Annotated in this window: 23 protein-coding genes; 11 read left to right on the forward strand and 12 right to left on the reverse strand. The window is 62.3% G+C overall.

Going from position 1 to position 26,500, the window contains the following annotated elements:
- Nucleotides 1-64: 64 nt before the first annotated feature.
- Nucleotides 65-844 carry a 5'/3'-nucleotidase SurE gene (surE, locus tag ACODSO_RS18885; RefSeq protein ID WP_489038305.1) on the reverse strand — a complete coding sequence of 260 codons (780 nt, stop codon included), beginning with the start codon at nucleotides 842-844 and terminating at the stop codon, nucleotides 65-67.
- Between the two features lie 281 nt (nucleotides 845-1,125).
- Between surE and ACODSO_RS18890 the strand changes: the two genes are divergently transcribed.
- From ACODSO_RS18890 to ACODSO_RS18910, 5 genes are read left to right on the forward strand one after another with little or no spacing between them, the layout of a single operon-like run.
- Nucleotides 1,126-2,859, forward strand: a complete 1,734-nt coding sequence (locus ACODSO_RS18890; RefSeq protein WP_489038306.1) for a PEP-utilizing enzyme — start codon at nucleotides 1,126-1,128, stop codon at nucleotides 2,857-2,859.
- 46 nt (nucleotides 2,860-2,905) lie between these two features.
- Nucleotides 2,906-3,955 carry a TIGR03857 family LLM class F420-dependent oxidoreductase gene (locus ACODSO_RS18895; protein WP_489038307.1) on the forward strand — a complete coding sequence of 350 codons (1,050 nt, stop codon included), beginning with the start codon at nucleotides 2,906-2,908 and terminating at the stop codon, nucleotides 3,953-3,955.
- Nucleotides 3,952-4,308 (forward strand): hypothetical protein, encoded by a 357-nt coding sequence (locus tag ACODSO_RS18900; RefSeq protein ID WP_489038308.1) that lies wholly within the window; start codon nucleotides 3,952-3,954, stop codon nucleotides 4,306-4,308. Before ACODSO_RS18895 ends, ACODSO_RS18900 begins: the two co-directional genes overlap by 4 nt.
- Complete coding sequence (locus tag ACODSO_RS18905; protein WP_489038310.1) at nucleotides 4,305-5,411, forward strand: aminoglycoside phosphotransferase family protein; 1,107 nt, start codon at nucleotides 4,305-4,307, stop codon at nucleotides 5,409-5,411. The genes ACODSO_RS18900 and ACODSO_RS18905 overlap by 4 nt, the downstream gene beginning before the upstream one ends.
- A 6-nt stretch (nucleotides 5,412-5,417) precedes the next feature.
- A complete protein-coding gene (locus ACODSO_RS18910; protein ID WP_489038312.1) occupies nucleotides 5,418-6,020 on the forward strand; it encodes a histidine phosphatase family protein in 603 nt (200 codons plus the stop codon).
- Nucleotides 6,021-6,042: 22 nt separating this feature from the next.
- On the opposite strand, the gene ACODSO_RS18915 is transcribed toward ACODSO_RS18910, so the two are convergent.
- From ACODSO_RS18915 to ACODSO_RS18950, 8 genes are read right to left on the reverse strand one after another with little or no spacing between them, the layout of a single operon-like run.
- Complete coding sequence (locus tag ACODSO_RS18915) at nucleotides 6,043-7,161, reverse strand: NDMA-dependent alcohol dehydrogenase (protein ID WP_489038393.1); 1,119 nt, start codon at nucleotides 7,159-7,161, stop codon at nucleotides 6,043-6,045.
- Between the two features lie 57 nt (nucleotides 7,162-7,218).
- Nucleotides 7,219-8,625, reverse strand: a complete 1,407-nt coding sequence (locus tag ACODSO_RS18920) for an aldehyde dehydrogenase family protein (protein ID WP_489038314.1) — start codon at nucleotides 8,623-8,625, stop codon at nucleotides 7,219-7,221.
- 37 nt (nucleotides 8,626-8,662) lie between these two features.
- Entirely contained in the window at nucleotides 8,663-9,466 is an 804-nt protein-coding gene (locus ACODSO_RS18925) for an HpcH/HpaI aldolase family protein (RefSeq protein WP_489038316.1), read from the reverse strand.
- Entirely contained in the window at nucleotides 9,451-10,236 is a 786-nt protein-coding gene (gene hpaH, locus ACODSO_RS18930) for a 2-oxo-hept-4-ene-1,7-dioate hydratase (protein WP_489038318.1), read from the reverse strand. Before hpaH ends, ACODSO_RS18925 begins: the two co-directional genes overlap by 16 nt.
- Nucleotides 10,237-10,270: 34 nt before the next feature.
- Nucleotides 10,271-11,422, reverse strand: a complete 1,152-nt coding sequence (gene hpaD / locus ACODSO_RS18935; protein ID WP_489038320.1) for a 3,4-dihydroxyphenylacetate 2,3-dioxygenase — start codon at nucleotides 11,420-11,422, stop codon at nucleotides 10,271-10,273.
- A 29-nt stretch (nucleotides 11,423-11,451) separates the two neighbouring features.
- Nucleotides 11,452-12,984: a 5-carboxymethyl-2-hydroxymuconate semialdehyde dehydrogenase gene (hpaE, locus tag ACODSO_RS18940; protein WP_489038322.1), complete on the reverse strand. Its 1,533-nt coding sequence runs from the start codon at nucleotides 12,982-12,984 to the stop codon at nucleotides 11,452-11,454.
- Nucleotides 12,985-13,003: 19 nt separating this feature from the next.
- On the reverse strand, nucleotides 13,004-13,675 hold the full coding sequence (locus tag ACODSO_RS18945; protein WP_489038324.1) for a GntR family transcriptional regulator: 672 nt from the start codon (nucleotides 13,673-13,675) through the stop codon (nucleotides 13,004-13,006).
- Nucleotides 13,672-15,168 (reverse strand): fumarylacetoacetate hydrolase family protein, encoded by a 1,497-nt coding sequence (locus ACODSO_RS18950; protein WP_489038325.1) that lies wholly within the window; start codon nucleotides 15,166-15,168, stop codon nucleotides 13,672-13,674. The genes ACODSO_RS18945 and ACODSO_RS18950 overlap by 4 nt, the downstream gene beginning before the upstream one ends.
- 121 nt (nucleotides 15,169-15,289) lie before the next feature.
- On the opposite strand from ACODSO_RS18950, the gene ACODSO_RS18955 reads away from it, so the two are divergent.
- Genes ACODSO_RS18955 through ACODSO_RS18965 form a run of 3 tightly spaced genes read left to right on the forward strand, consistent with a single transcriptional unit; the run spans nucleotide 15,290 to nucleotide 20,057 of the window.
- Nucleotides 15,290-16,669 carry an MFS transporter gene (locus ACODSO_RS18955; RefSeq protein ID WP_489038327.1) on the forward strand — a complete coding sequence of 460 codons (1,380 nt, stop codon included), beginning with the start codon at nucleotides 15,290-15,292 and terminating at the stop codon, nucleotides 16,667-16,669.
- A gap of 2 nt (nucleotides 16,670-16,671) precedes the next feature.
- Nucleotides 16,672-18,591 (forward strand): FAD-binding monooxygenase, encoded by a 1,920-nt coding sequence (locus ACODSO_RS18960; protein ID WP_489038328.1) that lies wholly within the window; start codon nucleotides 16,672-16,674, stop codon nucleotides 18,589-18,591.
- Nucleotides 18,588-20,057: an NAD-dependent succinate-semialdehyde dehydrogenase gene (locus ACODSO_RS18965; protein ID WP_489038330.1), complete on the forward strand. Its 1,470-nt coding sequence runs from the start codon at nucleotides 18,588-18,590 to the stop codon at nucleotides 20,055-20,057. The genes ACODSO_RS18960 and ACODSO_RS18965 overlap by 4 nt, the downstream gene beginning before the upstream one ends.
- 19 nt (nucleotides 20,058-20,076) lie before the next feature.
- On the opposite strand, the gene ACODSO_RS18970 is transcribed toward ACODSO_RS18965, so the two are convergent.
- Nucleotides 20,077-20,667 (reverse strand): TetR/AcrR family transcriptional regulator, encoded by a 591-nt coding sequence (locus ACODSO_RS18970; protein WP_489038331.1) that lies wholly within the window; start codon nucleotides 20,665-20,667, stop codon nucleotides 20,077-20,079.
- A 184-nt stretch (nucleotides 20,668-20,851) separates the two neighbouring features.
- Here ACODSO_RS18970 and ACODSO_RS18975 point away from each other — a divergent pair, with 184 nt between their 5' ends.
- The 3 genes from ACODSO_RS18975 to ACODSO_RS18985 are packed head-to-tail and all read left to right on the forward strand — an operon-like array spanning nucleotide 20,852 to nucleotide 24,758.
- Entirely contained in the window at nucleotides 20,852-22,762 is a 1,911-nt protein-coding gene (locus tag ACODSO_RS18975; protein WP_489038332.1) for a primary-amine oxidase, read from the forward strand.
- A gap of 47 nt (nucleotides 22,763-22,809) precedes the next feature.
- Entirely contained in the window at nucleotides 22,810-24,279 is a 1,470-nt protein-coding gene (locus ACODSO_RS18980; RefSeq protein WP_489038333.1) for an APC family permease, read from the forward strand.
- Nucleotides 24,276-24,758, forward strand: coding sequence for a hypothetical protein (locus tag ACODSO_RS18985; RefSeq protein ID WP_489038334.1), 483 nt, complete (start codon nucleotides 24,276-24,278; stop codon nucleotides 24,756-24,758). Before ACODSO_RS18980 ends, ACODSO_RS18985 begins: the two co-directional genes overlap by 4 nt.
- Nucleotides 24,759-24,787: 29 nt before the next feature.
- Here the strand turns inward: ACODSO_RS18985 and ACODSO_RS18990 are convergent, their stop codons facing one another.
- Together ACODSO_RS18990 and ACODSO_RS18995 are read right to left on the reverse strand one after the other, a co-directional pair.
- On the reverse strand, nucleotides 24,788-25,831 hold the full coding sequence (locus ACODSO_RS18990) for a helix-turn-helix domain-containing protein (protein ID WP_489038336.1): 1,044 nt from the start codon (nucleotides 25,829-25,831) through the stop codon (nucleotides 24,788-24,790).
- Between the two features lie 132 nt (nucleotides 25,832-25,963).
- Nucleotides 25,964-26,461 carry a hypothetical protein gene (locus ACODSO_RS18995; RefSeq protein WP_489038337.1) on the reverse strand — a complete coding sequence of 166 codons (498 nt, stop codon included), beginning with the start codon at nucleotides 26,459-26,461 and terminating at the stop codon, nucleotides 25,964-25,966.
- Between the last annotated feature and the right edge of the window lie 39 nt (nucleotides 26,462-26,500).

The raw sequence follows: 26,500 nt of genomic DNA on the forward strand, positions 1-26,500 counted from the left end.
CCCGCCCCCCCCCCCCCCCCCCCCCCCCCCCCCCCCCCCCCCAACTGCGCCGGAGGCGCTCCGGTTATACGGCCGCTGTGTCCAGCACATCGACAACCGTGCGCAGGGCCGAAGCAAGTGCACTCTCGTCCGCGCCGACTGTCGTCAATGCAGTCACAGCCACCGAACCGGTCAACACCGTAGAGGCATCCGTTCCGTCGGCGAGGCCCGTCGTGTTGTCGTACCGCCGCAGTTCGACGCCACCGTCCACGCGGGTGATTCTCAGCCCCAGAAGGCTACGAACGCCGAGGGTGGCGACTCGCATCCCGTCGAGCTGACCGAAGTCGAGATCCGGCACGTTGACGTTGAGCGTCAGCGTGCGGGCATCGTTGTCCTCGATCCACTGGACGACGCGGACCGCCACCTCGGCTGCGGTGTCGAATCGGTGAGACGGCGGGAAACCACAACTGACGGCCACGCCGCCTATACCGGCGATCTGCGCTGTGAGAACTGCTCCGACAGTGCTGGAGAACAACACCGAGCGGCCGGTGTTGTGTCCTGGATTGATCCCGCTGACGACGAGTTCGGGCGGCGGACCGAACTGGCCCGCGCAGAACGCGAGGACAGCGAACGCGGGCGGACAGTCGAACGCGAACGCTTCTACGGTCGGTAGACCCGGAAGTCGGCGAGACTCCACTGCCACGACAGCGCCGTGCTCGAGTGTGCCCAGGGAGGTTCCGCTTCCGCTGCTCTCGATTCTCGGGGCGCCGATGACAACCTCGTGGCCCGCTTTGTGGAGCGCTGCTGACACAGCGAACAAGCCCGGCGCGTCGATGCCGTCGTCGTTGGTCACCAGAATGCGCATTGCAGAACCCCTTTCACGCACACCGATGGGAGGTGCGCATTGATCGTCCCTTCGATAGTGACTGAGTGTTCGCACTTTTGTCCAGCTACTTCGCGCAATCCTCCCTTTCGGTTACCCGGTTCGGCTAATTGGCGCGGAATTGGCCCTTGACACCGTGATCGCAGTCACATAATACTGTGAATATTCGTTCGCTAACCAATCGGCGCGACGATGGCCCGCGCCGAGTGCGCGACCGAGAGGTGACAGCCTCCTCGGAACCATCTTCACGAAAGAGGTACGACATGGCCGAGTGGCCGATCAACGACGCAACATCCAAGGTGTTTCCGCTGTACTCACGGGCGAATGTGGGAGAGATCTTTCCGGACCCCATCAGCCCGCTGAATTCTTCCGTCGGATTCCAACACTGCCTCGAGCCCGGGTGGCGCGACGCCTTCGTCGCCTGCGGAGTCTGGGATGCGGATCTGTACGACGAGACCGTTGCCATGAACATTCTGCCTGCGTTCGGCAGCTACCTCTACATCAACATGTCGCTCATGCGGTTGTTCGGTGTTCGTGTTCCCGGAATGTCGGCGGATGCCGTGGACCTGCAGTACTTCGGCGACATGCCGGGGATTCCCAGCTACGAGAGCGAACGCCGCGACTTCGACGAGAACCCCGAATACGAGGCCAAGGCCGGGCAGTGGCTCGGAGAGCAGGTACTCGGCGCCACCGACCTTGCGGCGTACGACGCGGACCGCATCGAGATCGAGCAGATCCGTAGCAACCGGCCGGACTTGACCACGCTGTCCGATGCCGAGTTGTTCACGCGCATGACGTCGTTCGAGACCGTTCTGCGTCGGTTGTTCAAGCATCACATCGAGGCCAGCCTCAAGTCGGGCGTCGGCCTGGGGGCGATGGCTCAGTTGACCGAAGCTGTCGGCCGCCCGGAATTGGCACTGACGTTGGTCGCTGGAATCGGCAACATCGACTCGGCCGCGCCATCGATCCGAATGTGGGATCTGGGCCGTCTGGCGCGCAACCATCGGATTGCCGACATGTTCGACGCGGGCATCGCCGACTTGTACGAACGATTGGCCGCCTCGAAAGATCCCGATGTGGTCGCCTTCGTCCAGGAACTCGACTCGTTCCTCACCGACTGGGACTTTCGCGGGCCGGCCGAATGGGAGATTCGCGCCACGACGTGGGGCGTCAACCCGGCTTTGGCGTTGGGCACCATCGACCGGATGCGTCACGTCGACGAGTCGGAGGCTCCGGCGGCGAAGACCGCCGAACGGGCCTCGCAGCGAGAGGCGGCATCGACCGTCGTACGCGAAGCGCTTGCGTCCGACGAGGCAGCCTCGGCTCAGTTCGAAGCAGTCCTGAACGCAGCGGCACTCTGGATGCGTGGACGCGAACGCGGACGCACCACCGCCGCGATGCTCATCCACGAAATTCGTTTGGCAGCACTCGAACTCGGCAAGCGCGGAGTCGCCACCGGTTCGTTGGAGGAGGTCAAACACATTTTCATGCTCTTTGCCGACGAGATCGAGAGCTACCTCGCCGACCCGAAGGCACTGACTTCCACACTTGCTGAGCGTGAGAAGACGTACTTGGATCTGTTCGACCGCCAGCCTCCGTTCGTCGTCGACGGCACCGCACCACCTATCGAAGAGTGGGCGCTGCGGGCAGATCGGCACAACACACTCCTCGTTCAGGGCGAGTCGATTGCCGGCGTTTCGGGATGCACCGGCATTGCCCGTGGCCGGGCCCGGGTTCTGCTGTCGCCCGACGATCCATCTGCACTCGACGCGGGCGACATCCTCGTCGCGCCCATCACCGACCCGTCCTGGACGCCGTTGTTCGTCACGGCCGCGGCCGTCGTCGTCGATGTCGGTGCCCCGTTCTCCCACGCCGCAATCGTCAGTCGCGAGCTCGGAATCCCGTGCATCGTCTCGGCGACGGATGCAACCGTCCGCATTCCCGACGGTGCACAGATCGAAGTGGACGGGACTACTGGAACGGTCACGGTTCTCTAGAAGAGAATTTGGCCATGCACCCTCGAATCAGGCAGGGAGTCAACCGATGACCGAGGCACGCGTCGATCGACTGGGCTTCTACACACTGGGCGGCCACGTCGAGAGCCCACGAACAATGCTCGACGAGTTGGCGGAGGCCGAGGCGATGGGGCTCGGGCAGGCTTTCATCTCCGAACGGCTCAACGTCAAGGAAGCCTGCGCGCTGTCCGGTGCAGCGGGCGCAGTCACGTCCACGATCGGCATCACCACTGCGGCAACGAACATCAACACCCGTCACCCAGCAATCACTGCGGCGTTCGGGTCGACGATGCACCGACTGACCGGTGGCCGCTTCACGCTCGGCGTGGGGCGTGGCCTCCGGCCGCAGATCGGCGCGATGGGGCTCGCGCAGACCACCACGGTTCAGCTCGAGGAGTTCGCGCGCATCATGCGGCGCCTGTGGCAAGGCGAGAAGATCCAGGGTTACGACGGCCCACTCGGGAAATTTCCGACGTTGTCCTTGGATCCGACGTTCGACGAACACATCCCACTCGCGACGACCGCGTTCGGAGACAAGACCCTCGCGATGGCAGGCCGGGCCTACGACATGGTCGTTCTGCACACGTTTTTCTCCGACGAGACCGTTGTACGGTCGGTGCAGACTGTTCGCGACGCGGCCGAACAAGCGGGCCGAGATCCGAACAGCGTGCAGGTCTGGTCCTGCTATGCCACGGTGTGCGATGAGATCGACGAGCAGACAGTTCTGAAGAAAACCGTCGGCCGCATCGCCACCTACTTGCAGGTCTACGGCGACCTCTTGGTCTCGACGAATCGTTGGGATCCAGCCAGGCTCGAAGTGTTCCGTCAGTCCGACGTCGTCCGGAATCTACCGGGATGGGCGGACGCGGTCGGTGACACAGAGACGTTCGCTGAACTGGCCAAGGTGATTCCTACCGAGTGGTTGGATTGTGCGGCAACCGGTTCGGCGGAGCGGTGTGCGGATCTGGTACGACACCAATTCGATCTGGGTGTCGACGGCGTGATCCTGCACGGTGCTACGCCATCGGAGCTCCAGTCGACGGTGACGGCCTTCCAGAATGCGGCGGTGTCGGCATGACCGTCACCCCGGTGAATCTGGTCGAGCGGTACCTTTTCGAGCTGTACAACGACCGGCAGATCGATCTGGTGTACGAGATCTGCGGTGACCCGATGCTGCGGCACGCGGCAGGCTCGGTTACTGCGCTCAGCAGAAAGCAGCAGTTGGCGCGTATCGAAGCCGATCTGACCGCGCACGAACCGGAGTTTTCGGTGGTGACGCTGGTGGGTGACGAGACGTTTGCGTCGTTGACGTGGAACGCGATCCGTCGAGCAACGGGCGAGAAGCTCTGTGGGATCGAAATATTCAAGGCCGATGCCGGTGTGATCACCGACGTCTGGAATTCCGGCTACTTCGAAGGATCATGGTCATGAGCGACTGTCAGCCCCAACTTCTCGACGTCGTCGAACAGATCGACGAGTCCTGGATACAGTCAGTGTTGCGCTACTCGGGAATTCCCGGTGCCGAGGTCGCGTCGATCTCAATCGCACCGATCGGTTCAGGTAACGTCAGCGACACGGTCCGAGTCGTCATCGAATATGCAACACCGGCCGGGGATGCGCCATCATCTCTCGTCGTCAAGCTCAGGCCGAGTGACCCCGCTATCCATGCGCACGGTCTTCGTAGCGGGGCATACCACCGTGAAATCGGCGCCTACATCGACATCTCGAATCGTCATGCGTGCCGAATCCCATTGAAGTACTGGGTTGCCGGTGACGAGACAACCATCAATCTCGTCATGGAGGATCTGAGTACGACCACGTCGGCAGGCAATCAGATCGCGGGCTGCGGCCCCGTCGAAGCCGAATCGGTCGTCGTCGAGATGGCGAGATTGCATTCCGGGTTCTTCCCGATGACGGAGGACACAGCGCCGGCATGGATGATCCGCCTCGGCGATGTATGCGAATACTGGTCGACGGCGGCGGAAGCGGGCGCGCAGGCTGCTCTGCAGCGGTTCGCGCACGACCTTCCGCCTGAGTATCTCGGCGCGATCTCCGAGGCGACGGCACTGGTCCGCGACTGGCACACGCTTCCGCAACGGAGCCTGACGTTCACGCACGGCGATCCTCGGGTGGACAACATTCTGTTCGACACCTCGGGAGGGCAACCTGCTGCCATCTTCATCGACTGGCAGGTCACGGGTCTGCGGAACCCGATGTACGACGTCGGTTACTTCATGTCGGGCAGTGTGGGGATCGAGGACAGGCGTGCGCACGAGAGTCGACTGCTGCAGCGATACACCGAGGTCTTCGCTGAGCGTGCCCCGGGATACGACCTTGCCAAAGCCACCTGCGACTACCAGATCCAGCTGCTCAGCGGTCTCTTCATCACTCTCGCTGCGATCGACGTGCTGCCGGACAACGACGTGGTGAACCGGTTGATCCTTGCGTTGCTCGAGCGGAATTGCGCAGCAGTGATCGACTGGAAGTCGGTGGCGGCTCTCCGCAATGTCACGCAGGCATTGGGCGTCGGCTGACCTCGAATGCAACTCCTTCTGATCAGACATGCTCAGCCCTTTCACGTCCATGATCCGGCGGGTGCGGACCCAGACCTGACCCCGGAAGGAAGGTCACAAGCTGCGCTGCTGGCCTCGGCGCTGAGCGGTGATCGCCACGGCCGTATCGATCGTCTTGTCAGCAGCACCATGCGCCGAGCAGTGCAGACAGCGGAGTTCGTCGAGCGCGCACTCTCGTGTGAACTGGAAACCGACCGACGTCTGGTGGAACTCGACGACGGTTGGGAAAACTACGGAATCGATATGACCGACTACCCCGTGCGGCAGTCGCTCTGGGACGAGATGAACTCTGGACGAATCGGGTCCAATACGTTCGACTTGGACGCATTCTCCGTGCGTGTCCTCGCGGCAATCGGTGACCTGATAGACGAAGGGCCGAACAACACGACCGCAGTCGTCTGCCATGGAGGGGTCATCAACGCGTACCTGTCGGACGTGATCGGGACGGCGAAGGCCTTCTTCGTCGACCCGTTCTACACGTCCGTGACACGGGTTCGGGTCGATCCTGATGGGTATCGCGAGCTGCTGTCGGTCAACGAGGTGGATCACCTTCGTCTCCGAGTCTTCTAGGGCGCCGGGCCCAGCCTCACGATCAGTCGAACACGATGACGCCGCGGATGTTCTTGCCCGCGTGCATGTCCTCGTACGCCTCGGCCACCTGATCGAGGGTGTACTCCTTGGTGATCAGTTCGTCGAGCTCGAGCTGCCCTCGCTGGTACATGCGTGCCAGGTTCGGGATATCGCGTCGGGGGTTCGCTTCGCCGAACAGCGATCCCTGCAGACGCTTCTGCATCAAGGTGAGGTCTCCGAGCAGGATCGGGGCGCCGGCTCGAGTGATATCGCCGAGCCCGGTGAGTACAACGGTGCCGGCTTTGCGAATCGAATCGAGTGCCTGTGCGACGTGATCGCCGTTGATGATGCCGATGGTGACGATCGTGGCGTCCGCTCCTTGGCCGTTGGTGAGCGAGCGTGCGTACTCGGTTGCTTCTTCGATGGTCTCGAACGTGTCGGTGGCACCGAACTCGCGCGCTTTCTTCAACTTGAACGGCACCGGGTCGACGGCAATGACATTGGTGGCGCCTGCATGCGCCGCGCCCTGCAACGCGTTGGCGCCGATCCCGCCGATTCCCATGACGATGATCGTGTCACCAGGTCGAACGGCCGCTGAGTTGACTGCCGATCCCCACCCGGTCGGGACACCGCAACTGAGCAGAGCGGCTTGTTTGAGGGGGAGTGACTTGTCCACTTTCACCACCGAGGCGACGGATGCAGTCGTGTACTCGCTGAAAGTCGATATGCCGCACTGTTGCCCGACGGGTTCGCCGTTCAGATGCATTCGGAAACTCGTCGGATCTTCGGCGCGCGCCCCGGTCAGCAGTGACGCTCCGAGATCACACAGGTTCGACAGACCACGAGCGCAGAACTCGCACCGACCGCACGCCGGGAGGAACGAAAACACGATGTGATCGCCGACCTCGAAGCCCGGGGTGTCGGGCCCGACCGCCTCGATGATGCCCGAACCCTCGTGCCCGCCGGCATAGGGATAGACATCGACGGGAACGTCACCCGTTGCATTGTGGTCGTCGGAGTGGCACAGGCCGGCTGCGACGAGCTTGACAGTGACCTCGTTCTGACGCGGGTCGTCGAGTTCTACCTCGACGGTTTCGTACTTCCCCGGGGCCCGACGAATGACGGATGTGCGTGTGGTGATGGGCATGGACTTACCTCTCGATCGACCTGCAACAGTGGATGTTTCGACTCCGGCGGATCAGCCGTTGATTACTTGAGGTGCCGATACGGCGGCAAGACCCTCGACTCCGAATTCGAGTCCGTACCCGGACTTCTTGACTCCACCGAACGGGATCATCGGGTGAACACCGCCGTGTGAATTGATCCACACGGTTCCGGCTTGGATGCGCGCCGCTACCGCACGGGCGGCGCCGAGGTCGGCACTCCATACCGATGCGCCCAGACCGACATCGAGGCCGTTGGCCATCTCGACTGCCGCGTCCACCGACTCGAAACGAACAATGGGGAGCGCCGGCCCGAACTGCTCCTCGGACACCAACGGATTGGAGTTGTCGATATTCGCTACCAGTGTCGTGGGGTAGAAGTACCCGGGGGCATCGGCGTCGGGTGCACCGCCGGTAAGGATCGTTGCGCCCGAACTTCTCGCCTTGTCCACCAGATCGGCGACGATGTCGAACTGAGCCTTGTTCTGTAGTGGACCGAGAACGTTGGACTCGTCGAGGCCGCGGCCCATCGGGGTCGCATTCGCAACCTCGACGAGTTCTCGGCAGACGTCGTCGTACACATCCGTGTGCACGTACAACCGCTTCAGTGCCGCACATGTTTGTCCGGTATTGATGAAGGCTCCCCAGAACAGGTCCTGAGCTATAGCTTTCGGATCGACGTCGGCGAGCACGATGCCGGCGTCGTTGCCGCCCAGTTCGAGGGTCAGCCGCTTGACGGTATCGGCTGAGCTCTTGATGATCGCCTGCCCGGTGCGGGTGGATCCGGTGAACATCAACTTTGCGATGTCCGGATGGCTCGACAGTCGCGCACCGAGATCACCCTCGCCGGCAACGACGTTGACGACGTCGGTCGGAAGTACGGTATCGAGTACCTTCGCCAAAGCCAGGACGCTGAGGGGCGTGTACTCGGAGGGCTTGACAACTACGGTGTTTCCCATACGCAGGGCGGGCGCGATCTGCCAGATCGAGATCATCATCGGCCAGTTCCACGGTCCGATCGCTCCGACCACGCCCAAGGGACGGTAGTGGATCGCGGCATGAGTTTCGGCGTCGTCGATCAAGGTGCGACCTGGGAGTTCGGTTGCGGCCGTTGCGCGGAGCCAATTGGCACAGGCACCGACCTCGAAGCGAGCGTTGGGTCCCTCGAGGGGTTTGCCCTGTTCGCGAGACAGCAGCTCGGCGAGTGGTTCGGCAGCGGCGTCGATTGCGTCAGCCGCCTGTAGAAGCAGGGCCTTGCGCTCGTCGTCGGTGCGCGATGCCCAGGCCGGCTGTACTGCCTTGGCGCGGGCGATAGCGTCGTCGAGCACGTCGACGGGGCGGAAGGGTGCCTTTCCGATGAGCTCCCCGGTCGCGGGGTCGAGAATGTCACGGCCGTCGGGTGCGGTGATCTCGGAGAGAAGGCTGTCGTACGTGATAGTCATGGTTGATCCTCGTGCTCGTGGGATACGGACTTCGTACTCAGTAGCTCGTGCGGGGCGTCTGGCCCGGCCGGGTGATGTAGCGGTGTGCAAGATCTTCGGAACCTCGTGCGAGTAGCGCAGCGTCCGCTCCAACCAGAACGAATTCGGCTCCGTCGCGCACGTACTCGTCCGCCTGGTCGGGCACGAATGCGTTGACACCGAACGGTATTCCTGTCGCAGCGACCTGTGCGAAAGTCTCCTTCACAGCGGCCACGACATCGGGATGGGTTTGTCGGCCGAGAAGGCCCATGGACGCGGCGAGATCGCTCGGTCCGACGAAGACGCCATCGATTCCGGGTGTCTCTGCGATCGCACGTGCGTTGCCAACTGCGTCGGTGCTTTCGATCTGAACGACTACCGAAACGTGATCGGTCGCGTTCTCCAGGTAGTTCTCGACTCGGTTCCACCGAGCGGAACGGGCGAGTGCGCTGCCAACGCCACGACGGCCCATCGGTGGATACTGGGCAGCCTCGGCGACATCACGAGCCTGTGCAGCAGTCGAGATCATCGGCACCAGGATGTTCTGGGCACCGAGATCGAGCACTTGTTTGATGATCACGGGATCGGCGACCGGCACTCGTACGACGGGAGTGACATCGTAGCCAGACACCGCATAGAGCTGTGCCAGAGTCGATTCCAGGCCGTTGGGCGCGTGTTCCATGTCGATCAGAACCCAGTCGAGCCCGGATCCGGCCATGATTTCCGCGGCGACGGGCGAACCGGTCGTGATCCAGCCGCCGTAGAGCGGGCGACTCGATCCGCGGATTACCTCGCGGAAGGGCGGTTTCAGGTGAAGCGACATGAGATAGTTCCCATCGGTCCGTAGTCGGCAAGGACTGTGTCCCCCTTGTGCACCCACATAGGTCGCGTGAACGAACCGGCCAGGACGATTTCACCGGCCTCGAGGCGATCACCGTGCTGGGCCAGCTTGTTCGCCAGCCACGCCACACCGGTTGCTGGGTGATTGAGCACCGCGGCGGCTACCCCGGATTCCTCGATCGTCTCGTTGCGGTAGAGCAGCGCCGAGATCCACCGTAGGTCGACCGCAGCTGGATCGGTCGGGTTGCCGCCGTACACCATGCCGCCCATCGCAGCGTTGTCGCTGATGGTGTCGACGATCGTTCGACCGTCCATCTCGATGCGGGAGGTGAGAATCTCCAGAGCGGGAACGACGTAGTCGGTCGCTTTCATGACGTCGAACATCGTCGCTCGCGGGCCGCTGATCGCCTCTCCCAGAACGAACGCGAGTTCGACCTCGATTCGTACGTTGGAGAAGCGATCGTGCTCGATAACCGACCCGTTCTCGAACACCATGTCGTCGAATATTGCGCCGTAGTCGGGTTCGGTGATGCCGGTTGCCACCTGCATCACCTTGCTGGTCAAGCCGATCTTGCGCCCGACGAGCCTGCGTCCTGCCTCCACGCCTCGACGTCGCCACTCGTTCTGGACTGCATACGAATCTTCGACGGTCATGTCGGGGTATCGCGCAGTCAGGCGTGGAATCGTCGAACGTGATCGTTCGGCTTCTGCGAGCTCGTCGGCGATCGCGATGATGGTCTCTACTGGGAGCATCGAAAGTCCTTGTCCCTGTGGGTGTTCTCTCGGATCAGAGCTGATTGCCGAGCTTGTACTCGCCCTGTTTCCACTCGGGCATGGCTTCGCTGTCCTGTTTGCGGGTGTAGGAGAATCCGTCTGCGCCGATGGTTACGGCCATCTCGGAGTCGTCGGTGCGCGCGACGACTGGCTGCGGAGAGCCGTCGAGGTCGAGGACGATCGAGGCATCGGTGTACCAACTCGGGACCACAGGCGTGCCCCACCAGTCGCGGCGCTGGTTGTCGTGCACGTCCCAGGTGACGACCGGGTTGTCGGGGTCACCCGTGTAGTAGTCCTGGGTGTAGATCTCGATGCGATGCCCGTCGGGGTCGCGGAGGTACAGGTAGAACGCGTTCGACACACCGTGGCGACCCGGTCCACGTTCGATGTGGTCGGACATGCGCAGTGAGCCGAGTTTGTCGCAGATCGCGATGATGTTGTGCTTCTCGTGGGTTGCGAACGCCACGTGATGCATGCGCGGACCATCACCGCCCGTCATGGCGGTGTCGTGGACTGTCGACTTTCGACGCATCCACGCGGCATACGTTGTCCCGGCTTCGTCCTGGATGTCCTCCGTGACGCGGAACCCGAGGTCCTCCATGTACCCCACTGCGCGCGGGACGTCGGGGGTGACCTGGTTGAAGTGATCGAGGCGAACGAGAGCGCCCGGGGTGTAGAGGTGGTAGTGCCATGCGAGACGCTCGACGTGTTCGACGTCGTAGAAGAACTCGTACGGGAAGCCGAGCGGATCTTCGACACGGACCGAGTCGCCGATTCCCTTGGTGAAACCCTCTGCGCGACGTTCGACGCGGCAACCGAGTTCGGTATAGAAGGCAACCGCGTTGTCGAGCTCTGCCGGGCTGCGGACTCGATAGGAGAATGCGGCAACTCCGGCGACAGGGCCCTTGCGCAGCACCAAGTTGTGGTGGATGAACTCTTCGAAGGACCGAAGGTAGACGGTGTTCTCGTCTTCCTCGGTGACGACGAGGTCGAGGACGTCCACGTAGAACTTGCGCGAGCGTTCGAGATCGGTCACGACGAGTTCCATGTACGCGCATCGGAGTACGTCCGGGGGAGTGGCACTCGGCGTAGGCACAGGGTTCGTCGAACGGATCGGATTGCTCTGTGTCACAACAGGCTCCGGAGAGTTGGGAGTGATGGTCATGTCAGAAGAGTCCTTGGTCGGGGAGGGAGTCAGTGCTGTGCGGAGTCGGCTTTGCCGAAGGTCGGGTTGTGGACCTTGCCCAGGGTGATGTGAACGGCTTGCTGCTGGGTGTAGAAGTCGATGGAACGGTATCCACCTTCGTGGCCCAGCCCGGATGCCTTGACGCCACCGAAGGGAGTGCGTAGGTCGCGGACGTTGTTGGAGTTCAGCCAGACCATGCCGGCTTCGACGGACTGTGAGAAGTTGTGTGCCCGTTTGAGATCGTTGGTCCAGATGTACGCGGCGAGACCGTAGCGGACACCGTTCGCGAGCTCCAGGGCCTCCGAGTCGCTGTCGAACGGTGTGATCGCGACGACGGGGCCGAAGATTTCTTCCTGGAAGATCCGGGCATCGGGCTTGACGTCCGCGAACACCGTCGGAGCAACGAAGTTGCCCACCTCGAAGCCCTCGGCCCGTCCGCCGCCCGCGACCAGTCGTGCCTCGTTCTTGCCGATCTCTATGTAGCTCATGACCTTGTCGTAGTGCTCGGGGTGCACGAGGGCGCCGACTTCGGTTGCGGGGTCGTGTGGGTAGCCGACGTTGATGCGTTTCGCCTGCGCTGCATAGCGATCGACGAACTCGTCGTAGATGGGCCGCTCGACGAGGATCCGGCTACCGGCTGTGCAGCGTTCACCGTTCAGCGAGAAGACGCCGAAGATGGTGGCGTCGACGGCAGCGTCGAGATCGGCGTCGGCGAACACGACTGCCGGGCTCTTGCCGCCGAGCTCCATCGACAGTCCCTTCAGGAACGGAGCTGCGTTGGCGAAAATCAGCTGTCCGGTGCTGGATTCACCGGTGAAGGAAATCAACGGGACGCCAGGGTGCTTGACCAGCGCGTCGCCGGCTTCCTCGCCGAGGCCGTTGACGAGGTTGAACACGCCCTCGGGCAGTCCGGCTTCTTCGAAGATGCCGGCCCACAAAGATGCGGACAGTGGGGTGAACTCTGCCGGCTTGAGTACGACGGTGTTGCCGGTTGCCAACGCGGGCCCGAGTTTCCACGACTCGAGCATGAACGGTGTATTCCATGGAGTGATCAGGCCGGCAACACCGATGGGGGTGCGGTTGACGTAGTTGATCTGTCTGCCCGGCACCTTGTAGGTATCGTCGGATTGAGCCACGATCAGGTCGGCGAAGAAGCGAAAGTTCTCCGCGGCTCGACGCGCTTGCCCGAGAGCCTGGGTGATCGGCAGACCGGAGTCGAACGACTCCAGTTCGGCAAGACGTGCGTCGCGAGACTCGACGATGTCGGCGATGCGATGCAGGATCCGCGAACGTTCGCGGGGCAGCATCCGAGGCCAGGGGCCCTCTTCGAAGGCCTTGGTCGCGGCGTCGACGGCACGGTCGATGTCGGCCTTCTTGCCGGACGCGGCCGTGAGGTAGGTCTCGTTCGACACGGGATCCAACACCTCGAAGGTGTCCCCGTCGATCGAGTCGACGAACTGTCCGCCGATGTAGTGCTGGATTTTGCTGGGCAGGTCCGCGGGGACGGTGTGTTGTCCCTCGTCGGCAACTGTGTCGGTCATGCGTACTCCTAGGGTGAATTCAGTAGGCCGGTAGGCCGAGAGTTTCGTCAGGGTGCTCGTGGATCAAGTAGGCGTCCAAGGTTGCTGATCGGTGCCGCCGCGCGGCCTTCTCGATCTCGCCTAGCGGTGCTCCGATTTCGATGAGGCGCACGATGTTCTCGTGCTCGTGGACCGATTCATGGGCACGGCCCGGTACGAAGGTGAAGGTCGACGCTCGCAGATGGCCGAGCCGACCCCATTCGGCTTCCACCAGCGTCACCATGCGGGGATTGACGCACTTGGCGAACAGGATCTTGTGGAACTCCTGGTTCAGTGAGGTGAACTGGCGGGGGTCGAAATCCTTCAGGGATTCGATCATGCGCTCGTTGACCGTGCGCGCACGACGAAGGTCGTCCTCGGAGAGTCGACGTGCGGCCAGTGCGGTGGCCGCACCTTCCAGAATGCTCAAACTCTGCATGCTATAGCGGTATTCGGTGTCGTCGACCATCGAGACATGGGCGCCCACATTGCGTTCGAAGGTGACCATCCCCTCGGCCTCGAGTTGCCTGATAGCTTCGCGCACAGGCACGACGCTCATGTCCAGATCTTTGGCGATGGAACCGAGAACCAAGCGATAACCAGGGGTGTACTCCTGGCGCGCGATGCGCTCCTTGACGTAGTGGTATGCAATCTGCGATTTGCTCTGGTTCATCGTTGCGCTCCGTGGTTCTGCCGCCAGGACTCGTACTTCTGCTTCCACTCGTCGTTGGGTGGAAACAGGCCGTCGAGAGCGTGTCCTGCGGCGACCTGGTCGGCAACCCAGGCGTCTTGTTCTTCTTGTGCGAGTGCGTCGTCGGCGACACCTTCCGCCAGAGCAGGAGGAATGACGATCACGCCGTCCCCGTCGCCGACAATGATGTCGCCGGGCTGGACCGTTGCACCGCCGCAACCGATGGTCAGGTCGTGGTCCCACGGGACATGGCGTCGGCCGAGTACCGCGGGATGGGCTGTAGCTGCGAACACCGGCAGACCGATGTCCGCGACGGCGTCACGATCGCGCACTCCGCCGTCGGTGACGACGCCGACCGCTCCACGTGCCTTCGCGCGAAGCGCAAGAATGTCACCGAGTGTGCCGGAACCGAGTTCGCCGCGAGCTTCGATCACGATTACTTCGCCGTCGGCCACCGCGTCGAAAGCTCGTTTCTGCGCGTTGTAGCCGCCGCCGTGCGATACGAAGAGGTCTTCGCGATTGGGCACGAACCGCAATGTGCGGGCGATACCGACGATCTTGGTGCCCGGTGTCAGAGCCTGAACTCCGTCTATCGACACGTTGTTCAACCCCCGCTTGCGTAGCTGGGCGGACAGGCCCGCAACCGGTACACGAGTGAGCTTCTCGCGCAGATCCGAGGCCAACCCCTGCCGCGGTGTCGGAGCAAGTCCTGCAGCCTCCGGAGAACCCCACGCGTCGGCTCGTTGTCCGTCGTCGACCGAGGGTGTGGACCCGATACTGGCGTCGAACTGTGTCGTGCCCTGAACGACCGTGGTGACGAGCCGTCCCGACGCCTGTCCTCCGGGGGCGTCGACCTCGACCTCGACGACGTCACCGGGGGAGACGACCGACGAACCCGCTGGAGTGCCGGTCAGAATGACATCGCCCGGTTCGAGCGTGAAGTGCTGGGACAGGTCGGCAATCAGCTGGGGGAGCGAGAAGATGAGGTCGGCGGTGGTGTCGTCCTGGACGAGCTCACCATTGACCCAGGTTCGCAGTCGCAACCCCGACGGGTCTACCGAATCGGCGTCGATGACGTGTGGTCCGAGAGGCGTGTAGCCGTCGCGTCCCTTCGATCGGACATTCGACCCTTTGTCGTTCGCCCGCAAGTCGTACACCCCGAAGTCGTTGGCCCCGGTGACCCCCGCGATGTAGCTCCAGGCGTCGTCGATCGATACGTGGTTCGCGGGCTTACCCACTATCAGAGCGATCTCGCCCTCGAATGCCAGTAGCTCGGTGCCTGCGGGCCGTTCGACCGTTCCGCCGGTGGCTGCCACGGAACTGGACGGCTTGAAAAAGTAGGAGGGATGGGCCGGTCGGCGACCGCGCTGATCTGCACGAGAGGCGTAACTCAGGTGCACCGCAACGATTTTGCCGGGCCTTGTCGGTGAAGGGTTCGCTGCCGTGCCGACTGCAGCGTGGGTTTCGCTGTGCATGTTCCTCCTTGGTAGCAACCCTTGCATCATATCTCAGATCGTATACGATGAGTGACGCAGATCGCAATGATCCCACGCCGTGCCCTCTGACACCGCGTAGAGCATCAATCAAGGAGTAGCCATGAGTGCACCGCCCCGGCACCCGTCGGAACACGGCCGCCACATCACTGATCGCGAACGCCGACGCGTCGTTTTCGCTGCAGTGGTGGGAACGACCGTCGAGTGGTACGACTTCTTCATCTATGCCGCCGCGGCGGGACTCGTGTTCGGCAACCTGTTCTTCGGGCCTGCGGGCGCGGGTGTTGCCACGATCCTGTCGTTCCTGACCGTCGGAATCAGCTTTCTTTTCCGGCCGCTCGGTGCCTTCTTGGCCGGCCACTACGGGGACAGATACGGCCGCCGCGTCGTACTGATGGTGACGCTGGTGATGATGGGCGTCGCGACAACCCTGGTGGGCTTGCTGCCGACCTACGGTGCAATAGGAATCGCTGCACCGATCCTGCTGATCTTTCTCCGTATCCTGCAGGGCATCTCGGCAGGCGGAGAATGGGGTGGTGCTGTGCTGATGGCGGTCGAGCACGCCCCCGACAACAAGCGAGGCGTGTACGGGGCCTCACCGCAGGTAGGCGTGCCGTTGGGGTTGCTGCTGGCGTCCGGCGTCATGGCTCTGATGACGATTATCGCTCCCGGTGATGCCTTCGAGCAGTGGGGTTGGCGCGTCCCATTCCTGCTGTCGGTCGTGCTCATCCTGATCGGCCACTACATCCGCCGACGGGTCGAGGAAAGTCCGGTGTTTCTCGAGATCGCCGAGCGCAAGGAACAGACGAAGACACCGATCGTCGAACTCTTCCGCAGTCATTGGAAGCTCGTCATCGTCGCGGCGCTGGTATTCGCAGGCAACAGCGCTGTGGGATACATGACCACGGGTGGCTACATCCAGAACTACGCCACCAATCCCGACGGCCCGGTAGGACTCGATCGCGGTCCTGTTCTGTGGGCAGTGGCGGGATCAGCTGTGAGTTGGTTGGTTTTCACCTGGATCGGTGCGTGGGTGAGTGACCGCATCGGCCGTCGGTCGACATATCTCGTCGGCTGGGTTCTGCTGATCGCAGCTCTGATTCCGCTGTTCACATTGGTCAGCACCGGTAATGTCTGGGTCTTGCTGCTCGGGCTGGTACTCACCACCATCGGTCTGGGATTCACCTACGGTCCCCAGGCTGCGCTGTACGCGGAGCTGTTTCCTGCGTCGGTGCGATTCTCGGGAGTGTCGATTTCCTATGCGATCGGCGCCATCGTCGGCGGCGCGTTCGCCCCGACGATCGCCGCGGCACTCGTCCGCGCCACTGGAACGACGACCGCGGTCACCATCTACCTCGTGGTGATGGTTCTCTGCAGTCTCGTGGCCACCGCGCTGCTGCGCGATCGCAGCGGTATTCCCCTGGGGCCGGATCACGAAAGCGAACAATCAGTAAGCCCGATTAGAGGATTGGCACAGGTCTGACAATGCAATTTCACCACCACGGCTACGTCTCGGGTGACCCACGCATCGCGAATGCAGCCGGAACCGGTATCGACCGACCCGAGGAACTGCCCGACGAGGTCGATGTCCTCATCGTGGGCACCGGCCCAGCAGGAATGATGACGGCCGCACAACTCTCCCAATTCCCCTCGGTGACAACACGAATTATCGAGAAGCGGACAGGCCGACTTGCCATCGGGCAGGCCGACGGAATCCAGGCGCGCAGCGTCGAGACGTTTCAGGCTTTCGGGTTCGCGGACCGCATCACCGACGAGGCGTATCGAATCACCGAAATGGCTTTCTGGAAGCCGGATCCGAACGATTCCACGAAGATCGTGCGCGCAGCGCGAACCCCCGACGACGCGACCGGTATAAGCGAGTTCCCACACCTCATCGTCAACCAAGCGCGGGTCCTCGATTACTTCGCCGAGGTCATGGCGAACGCGCCCACTCGTATGAAGCCAGATTTCGGGTACGAGTTCTGCGCGCTGGAGGTAGGCGAAGGCGAGTATCCGGTCACCGTCACGCTGAAGCGCACCGGCGCCGACTCCGCAGGCCAGTTGCGTACTGTGCGTGCCAAGTACGTCGTGGGATCCGACGGCGCGCGTAGCGCCGTTCGCGACATCATCGGATGCACGCCTATCGGGGACAAAGCATTTCACGCGTGGGGCGTCATGGACGTACTCGCTGTCACGGACTTTCCCGACATCCGAACCAAGTGCGCGATACAGTCCGGCTCAGGCGGCAGTATCCTGCACATCCCGCGCGAAGGCGGTCACCTGTTCCGGATGTACGTCGATCTCGGTGAGGTTGCCGAGAACGACAACGGAAACGTCCGTAAGACGAGCATCGAGGACATCATCGCTCACGCGAACGAGATCATGCATCCGTACACCCTGGACGTGCGGGATGTCGCCTGGCACAGCGTGTACGAGGTAGGGCATCGGGTTACCGACCGATTCGACGACGTACCGGTAGACGAGGTTGGCACCCGTATGCCGCACGTGTTCATCACAGGCGATGCGTGCCATACCCACAGCGCGAAGGCCGGTCAGGGCATGAACGTGTCCATGCAGGACGGGTTCAACCTCGGGTGGAAGCTCGGTCACGTGCTCGAAGGTCGCAGCCCGGAGAGTCTCCTAGCGACGTACACCGCCGAGCGGCAGGCTATCGCGCAGAACTTGATCGACTTCGACAAAGAATGGTCGACGATGATGGCGAAGCGACCCGAGGACTTCGACAACCCGTCGGAGCTCGAGGAGTTCTACGTCAAGACTGCAGAGTTCCCGGCTGGTTTCATGACCGAGTACGAGCAGTCGATGATCGTCGGCGGCGCCGTCCATCAGGACCTGGCAAGGGGGTTCACGCTCGGCAAGCGTTTCAAGTCTGCGCCTGTGGTGCGTGTGTGCGACGCCAATCCGGTGCATCTCGGTCATCATCATCGCGCCGACGGACGCTGGCGCATATACGTGTTCGCCGATTCCGCGGCAGGCAATCGTTCCTCCAGTCCGGCACTGGACGAGTTGGCCGACTGGTTGAAGGAGTCGCCCGAATCGCCGGTTGTTCGCTACACACCCATCGGGACCGACGGCGACAGCAGATTCGACATCAAGGTCGTGTATCAGCAAGCCCACACCTCGGTCGACCTCGGCGCGGTTCCCTCGATCTTCCTTCCTCGCGGCGGCCCGTTCGGACTGGTCGACTACGAGAAGGTCTATGCCACGGATCCAGTTGTCGACATCTTCGACGAACGCGGAATCGACCGCGACGGGGCGATCGTCGTCGTCAGGCCGGACCAGTACGTCGCCCAGGTGCTCCCACTCGGTGCGACCGAAGAGTTGGCAAGCTTTTTCGCCGCGAACATGTTGCCGCAGAACACCTCCAATACAAAGGAATTGGTATGAACGACCTCGAGGCCGAACTGCTGAAGTCGGTCCCAGACAGCCTCTTCATCGGTGGATCGTGGCGTCCGTCCTCGTCGAACGCGACTCTGCCCGTCCATGATCCTGCGACGGGGGAGGTCATCCGCGAGATCGCCGACGCCACCCCAGCCGACGGTATGGCGGCACTCGATGCGGCCGTCTCGGCTGCCGACTCGTGGGCCGCCACTCCTGCGCGCCAACGCGCCGAGATCCTGCGTCAGGCCTTCGACATCCTGCAGGAACGTCGCGAAGATCTAGCATTGCTGATGACGATCGAAATGGGGAAGCCGTTGGCCGAAGCCAGGGGAGAGGTCGCGTACGGAGGAGAATTTCTGCGTTGGTTCAGCGAGGAGGCCAGTCGAATACAGGGGCGGTACGGCCCGAACCCGGAAAACACCGGCCGAATGTTCGTCACCCAGCATCCGGTTGGGCCTTGTTTCCTCATCACGCCGTGGAACTTCCCGTTGGCCATGGCCACTCGCAAGATTGCGCCCGCCCTTGCCGCCGGCTGCACAGTCGTCGTGAAGCCGGCAGCGTTGACGCCGCTGACGACCTTGCTGCTGGTTGAGATTCTGCAGCAGGCCGGTCTTCCCGAAGGCGTGGTCAATGTTGTCACGACGTCGTCGTCATCTGCTTTGTCCGAACCGATCATTGCCGACCCGCGATTGCGCAAGTTGTCGTTCACTGGCTCCACTCCGGTCGGTCAGAGCCTGATGCGTCAGGCTGCGACCGGGGTGCTGCGCACGTCGATGGAACTGGGCGGAAACGCACCGTTCGTCGTATTCGGAGATGCTGACCTGGGCAAAGCAGTCGACGGCGCCATCGCAGCGAAGTTTCGCAACATCGGCCAGGCGTGCACGGCGGCCAACAGGTTCATCGTGCATACATCGATTGCGCAGGAATTCACCCGTCGGGTCACCGAAAGAGTCGACGGTTTCGAGGTCGGGCGCGGTACGGAGGATGGCGTCACGATCGGACCTCTCATCGACGCCAAAGCTGTCGCCAAGGCCGACGAGCTGGTCAGCGATGCCGTGCGACGCGGAGCGACCGTCACCACCGGCGGCGCCGCGATCGAGCGCGCCGGCACCTTCTATGCGCCGACAGTCCTGACCGATGTGACACCTGGCAGCGACATCCTGCGTGAAGAGATTTTCGGACCCGTTCTCGCCATCTCGACCTTCGACACCGAGGATGAGGCCGTCGCGCTTGCCAACGACACCGAGTACGGGCTGGTCTCCTACGTGTATACCGAGGACTTCACGCGTGGACAGCGCATGATCGAGCGTCTGCACACAGGAATGATGGGCCTCAACTCCGGTGTCGTGTCGAATGCGGCCGCGCCATTCGGGGGGTGGAAGATGTCCGGTCTGGGCCGCGAAGGTGGAGCCGAGGGGATCCACGAATACCTGCAGACCAAGTACACGCTCACGCCATCACCGTTCGGATGAATCCACAGTCTGTCGAAGCTCACTTTTGTTGGAGCTCGCTGATGCAGTCGTCGAGCATGCGAACCTGGTGTGACGCAGTCATCGCGTCTGGATTCAGCACAGCCATGACCTGTACTCCCATCAGCATCGACAACACCCTGTCGGCGGCCACAGCGACGTCCGTATCTCGGATGTGCCCGTCGTCGAGGGCCTGCTGGAGAAAGCCGGTTATCCGCGCCCGCCAGTCGTTCCAGGCGTCGATGTTGATCCGGCCGATCACAGGGTCGTACATCGCGCGCTGCCACAAACTCGTGGCAATCCGTGCCTCCAGCAAGCTCTCCTCGTTCAGTGGGAGGATCTCGCGACACAGGATGCGAAGTGCATCCACTCCGCGGGCGTCGCCGCTCTTGTCCTCGACGCGCCCGTTGGTTGCGTTGTAGATGTGCTCGTACGCGACCTGTAGGACCTCGTCCTTGTTTGCGAAGTAGTAGCCGAGCACTCCGTTGGCGTAACCGGCTTCGTCGGCGATGGCGCGCATGCTCAGCGCCGACAGCCCTCTAGTGGCCAGCAATCGCCAGACGGCACCGACGATTTCGCGCCGACGCTCGTCATGATCGACCTTCTTGGGCATCCTGTTCGCCACCTCCCAGTGATGTCCATTCAAGCGTGGGCTGTTTCCTGGGACTCACTTGCCCCAAGGTTGCAGAATAGTTAACCCGATGCGAATCGGTACGTAACAAATTGCACCCATTATTTTCTACAAACGTAGGAAATACGGGTACCGTTGCGGCACAACACTTTGAACGGAGACACCGATGGCGATCAGTCCCGACGCAGTCGACCACGAACTGTCCATGGCAACCGAGAGTGAAATATCGGCTGTGCGCGAAATCCTGGTAGCGGCCGGTGTGGTGGCTTCCACATCTCGGTTCGTCTATGTAGGTCTGCTCGAGCCTGACAAAGCGCTTCTGTACGGCGACGGACCGATGGACCGTGACCGACGGTTTCGTGCAATGCTGCTCGACCCCACCAAGCCGGAGTCGATCGATGTGGTCGTCTCGGTGACACACCGAGTCGTGGTTTCGCATCACGTCCTCGACACGCGAACAGCTGGTCAGCTGCCGGTATTGGACGAAGAGTTCGGCCTCGTCGAGGAACTGCTGAGCGTCGACGAGAGATGGTTGACCGCCCTGGCTACCAGGGGCGTCGACGTCGCGCAGGTCCGGGTCGCTCCGCTGTCCGCCGGGGTGTTCGACTACCCCGGCGAAGAGGGACGACGCATTCTTCGTGGACTCGCGTTTCTGCAGCAGCACCCCGGCGATCACCCGTGGGCACATCCCATCGACGGTCTCGTTGCGTTCGTCGACGTCGCATCTCGCGAGGTCACCGAAGTGCACGACTTCGGCGCAGTTCCGATCCCAGCAGAGTCAGGTAACTTCGACGACCCTGCCGTTGCAGGGCCGGCCCGCACCACGCAGAGACCTATCGAGATCACCCAACCCGAAGGCCCGAGCTTTACCGTGACGGGCAATCGTGTCGACTGGGAGAAGTGGTCCTTCCGAGTCGGTTTCGATGCTCGCGAAGGGCTCGTACTCCATCAGATCGGCTTCGTCGACGGTGACCGTGTACGGCCGATCGTGCACCGCGCGTCCATCGCCGAGATGGTCGTACCCTACGGCGACCCCTCGCCAGTGCGGTCGTGGCAGAACTACTTCGACACCGGTGAATACCTGGTCGGTAGGTACGCGAACGCACTCGAACTCGGATGCGACTGCGTCGGTGACATCACGTACTTCGACGCTGTCATCGCAGACGAGTTGGGTGTACCTCGTACATTGCGGAACGCGATCTGCATGCATGAAGAGGACTTCGGTATTCTCTGGAAGCACTCCGACCAGTGGGCAGGTTCGAGTGAAACACGTCGCCAACGTCGTTTGGTAATTTCCTTCTTCACCACGATCGGGAATTACGATTACGGGTTCTTCTGGTACCTCTACCTCGATGGAACCATCGAATTCGAAGTCAAGGCAACGGGTATCGTGTTCACCTCCGCCTACCCGGGCAAGGACTACCCGTACGCGTCGGAGATAGCCCCGGGCCTGGGTGCGCCCTATCATCAGCACCTGTTCAGCGCTCGGCTCGACATGATGGTCGACGGCCTCGGCAACAGCGTCGAAGAGATCGAATGCGTACGTGTGCCGATGGGCGAGGACAATCCGCACGGAAATGCTTTCACGCTCGGAAAGACTCTGTTGCACAACGAGTCCGAGGCGCAACGTATGGCTGACAACCGGGCTGGGCGGGTATGGCATGTCGTGAACCCGAACGTCTCGAACCGGCTTGGCCGTCCGGTTGCGTACGCGCTGCATCCAGAAGGAAACCCGACACTGTTGGCCGATTCGGAATCCTCGGTGGCGGGGCGGGCGGCGTTCGCGACCAAACATCTATGGGTTACGCAGTACTCGCCGAACGAGTTGTATGCATCAGGGGATTTCGTCAACCAGCATCCTGGGGGATCGGGACTGCCGGAGTTCGTGGCGGGCAACCGGAGCGTGGACAACAAGGACATCGTTCTGTGGCACACGTTCGGCCTCACGCACTACCCGCGTCCCGAGGACTGGCCGATCATGCCCGTCGACTACAGCGGCTTCACCCTCAAACCGGTCGGGTTCTTCGATCGAAACCCCACGCTCGACGTGCCGGGCAACGCACGACATTGCCACTGACGTCTCTATCTCCACACCACCCACCTCACCTCCCATATGGAGTTCCCATGACCACAGAGCATCCTGCAAAGAGTCACCACGCTCACGATCATCAGTTGCGTCGAGGATCCATCGGCGTCCTCGGTGTGACGTTTTTCGTCATATCTGCAGCCGCACCTCTGACTGCCATGGCAGGCGGTGCGCCGGTGGCGATGCTGCTGGGCAACGGACCGGGTGTGCCAGGCGCCTACGCCGTCGCAGTCGTCACCTTGCTCGTGTTCGCTGTCGGGTATACCGCCATGGCTCGCCACCACACGAGTACTGGGGCGTTCTACTCCTACGTCACCCGCGGTCTACGTCAGCAATTCGGCGGTGCCGCGGCATATCTGGCACTGCTGAGCTACAACGCGATGCAGGTCGGACTGTGGGGATTGTTCGGCGCTGCGCTCAGCGGATTCGTCCTGGACGAATTCGACGTTTCCATCGACTGGTGGGTCTACGTCGTCATCGGGGTCGCAGTCGTTGCCGTCCTCGGCTATCGCCAGATCGACCTGTCGGTCAAGGTGCTCTCGGTTCTCGTGGCCGCCGAATTTCTCGTCGTCATCATCTTGGCCGTGGTGATCGCCTTCGAGGGCGGTGACTTCGGCACGGCGTCGATGAGTATCACCCCGCTGACACCGAGTGCACTGATGAGCGGCTCGCTGCCGATCGCGCTTCTGTTCTGCTTCGCCTCCTTTGTCGGTTTCGAGGCGACCTCGATCTACAGCGAGGAAGCGAAGGACCCCAAACGCACGGTTCCGCGGGCGACGTTTCTGTCCGTGGTGACCATCGGTCTGGTCTACACGGTCGTGACATTCCTGATGATCAATGGCGCAGGCGTACAGAATATTCCGGCGTTCGTCGCGCAATTGGCGGATCCGACTACCTTCATCTTCGAGCTTTCGAACTTCTACATAGGGGAGTGGTTCACCACCATCATGCGATTGCTCTTCGTCACCAGTGTGTTCGCCGCGGTGCTCGCGTTCCACAATGCCGTTGCGCGCTACGCATACGCGCTGGGTCGGGAAGGAATACTGCCGCGGGGCGTCGGGCACACGCATGCGCGTCATCGCAGTCCGCATGTCGGTTCGGTTGCTCAGTCGGTACTCGCGCTCGTAGTCGTCGGGCTCTTCGCTGTCACCGCCCAGGACCCCGTTCTCGCTCTCTTCACCTGGCTGACCAACCTCGGCACTCTCGGCGTGATCGCACTGATGGCGCTGTCCTCGTTTGCGATCGTTGCTTTCTTCGCCCGCAACCGTGAGCTGGACAGCAATGTTCTACGGACCGTCGTCGCTCCCCTCGCTGCAGGCGTTGCACTGAGCGCGATCCTGGCCTACGCGGTTGCGAATTTCGGACTACTCATCGCGTCGGGAGGGGCGTTGGTCTGGATTCTCCCGAGCCTACTGTTGGTCGTCGCAGTTCTCGGTGTTGTGGCGTCGATACGTTTGCGTTCCCGCTCACCGCAGCTGTACGCCGAGATGGGTCGCCACCGCGAATGACGCGCACCGTCGCTATCGCTGTCGGGACCGGAGCAGAGAAACAGGCGGTGTGCTCTCCTGTCGGCGTGACGGTGCGCGGAGCAAGCGCACTTGCGCTGTCGATTGCTGCTGCGGCACTGCATATCCCATCGATCGGTTCGCTCACCGGTGCGGAGCGGGTGGCTGTCGTAGTCCTGGCCACCGGCTGCGTGTGGTGCGGTGTGCACCTCGTACGCGGACCGACTGCCAGAGCATGGGCCACGGCAGCGACGATGTCGACGCTGATGGTCGCTGTGCATCTGTCCGCGATGGGCTCCGGGCACGGCGCCCAGCACGGAACTCACGCGACCACTCCGAACCTGAATGTCGCCACCGCGTCGATGTCGTCGTCGATGCAGTTGTCGCTGCTGCTGACTCTCGTCGAGCTGAGTTTCACGGTGAGCATGCTGTGGATCAGCACACCGACGAGAGATGAGTCCGCGCTGACAGGCGGCCCGTAATCGGGACCATGCTGTGTCGTGTGCGTCCCTCAGCGAGTCCGAGGCCCGGCGAATTCGCCTCGGGTGCGCCCGACCATGTCAGCCGGTTCCGACAGCACGGGATTGCCACGATGTCGGGTGCGGTATTCGTTGGGGGTGCAGTCGAGCTGTTGACGAAATGCCCTGGTCAGATGCGAACTGTCGTAGAAGCCCCAGCGTACCGCGATCGCGCTGAGGGTGACCGAGCTGTCGGAAGTTGCAATGTCGTGCATTGCGCCGTTGAGTCGCTCGTCGCGAACGCATTCGGAGAACGTGGTACCGACGGCTTGAAACAGGCGGTGCATCGACCGGGTCGATATGGATGCCTCTCGGGCTGCCGATTCCGCGCTGATCTTCCCGAGAGGCACTGCTGCGCGGATGTATTGGCGAATGATGAGCCGGAGGGCGTCATCGCGCGACTGCGTGTCGGAGTCGCTGCGTCGGATTCCCGATCCGGCGACTGCGGACAATATGTCGACGAATGATCGGTCGATGGTCTTCAAAGCCAGTGGGTCCAGGTTCGGGTGTTCGCGCCACAGGGCCGTCATCATCGTCCCGACGAGTGTGCCGGGACCTGACATGGTGTCGATCGAGCCGCCGGTGACCGCGTCGGGGTTCCAGAGATCTCGGGGAATGCGAAACGAGAGGACCTTCCACATCGCCTCGGATGCCGGTTCCCGGTACTCCATCTGGTATGGGCGAGTCGTATCGAACACGGTCAGAGAACCCGGGGTGATCAGAGACTGGCGGCCATCTTGCTCTGCGAAGCACGTTCCGACTAGCTGCAGGTTGACGAATACGGCGTCGAGGGGTGCCCTGGCCACCTCCTGGCGTCCGTGTTCGAGCACTTGGGTGACAGAACTTATCTCGGCGCAGTTCACTGTCGAGAGTTCCTTCGAGTCGACCCAGCCAAGGACCCCATCAGGACTAGCGCTGCGCTCTCGTTGCGAGCGGCCTCGTTTCGGAGACAGAGGTGTAAATGCTTCGCACACCACATCACCCCAGTAACGGGCCTGGTCTCGTGGATCGAGTCCGGACGTGGACCAGTACGGCACCCGGACCTCCTTTGCGCCTTCGATCGCATGTGATGTGGAATGTAACGTCGGCCGTTGACCGCCATATTTCGTCAGCGTTACAAAGCGTGTCTACCCTGGTGCTACTGCTGCCATCGATCCGCGGTGTAGGAATCACGCAGTCAAGCGTCGCCCATCGCGTTCGGTGCGGCGACCGACAACGTGGGCAGGGAGCAACGGCATTACCTCCTCGAGGACGCGTCGACGGACGGCCGCTCGGTACGAGTCGACGACAGGCACGATCACTACGCCGTCAGCAACGGACGCAGCCTTGATATCTGCGATCAAACCCGCCAGACCGGATGATGTGCCGACGTAGCGCACGGACTCGGGCCGTCCAACAGTAGATGCGGCCAATTCCTTGCGTGCAATGCGTGCCTCGGTGGCGATATGTACTTCCAATACGAGGATGACGGAGATGGTTGTGTCCTCATGGCCCGCTGCTTCGCAAGCCCGCCTCGAGCGCCTCCGTATTTCCTGGGATTCGGCGAGGTCGGCCGCCCGAATCCGGACGCTGTCGGACGTTGGTTCGGCAGTGAGCCACAGGGGATCTTCATAATGCGACGCAGCGGAACTATCGAGGCAGACGTGCATGATCGTGGTATCGGGCATCAGCGGTCCAATTCAGGAAAGCCTCGGGTAAGAGGACGG

The sequence above is a fragment of the Rhodococcus sp. FG69 genome (genome assembly GCF_057808915.1).